This window comes from Psychromonas arctica (genome assembly GCF_038155225.1).
GTDB classification, from domain to species: domain Bacteria; phylum Pseudomonadota; class Gammaproteobacteria; order Enterobacterales; family Psychromonadaceae; genus Psychromonas; species Psychromonas arctica_B.
Map to the genome: position 1 here is coordinate 1 of NZ_JBAKBA010000148.1, position 254 is coordinate 254.

Genomic DNA, 254 nt, shown 5'->3' on the forward strand with positions numbered 1-254 from the left:
TGGCGACGTAACAGAAGATGATGCAGCGACATTAACCACTTCAGGTAGTTTATCGCTAACGGATGTTGATACGAATGATACAACCACCTTTACACCAGCAACGGTAACGGGTGTTTACGGTGCGGTGACTATTGATGAAAATGGTGATTGGTCTTACGCGGCGGATAATACGCAAGATGCTATCCAGGCATTAGACGATGGTGAATTCCTAACGGATACCATTACAGTAACGACCAGTGATGGTGTTGAACAAG

At 45.3% G+C, this 254-nt stretch carries 1 protein-coding gene; it reads left to right on the forward strand.

Annotated elements, in window-relative coordinates:
• The coding region (locus V6255_RS18115; RefSeq protein ID WP_341629390.1) for a VCBS domain-containing protein at positions 1-254 on the forward strand (254 nt) is incomplete at both ends.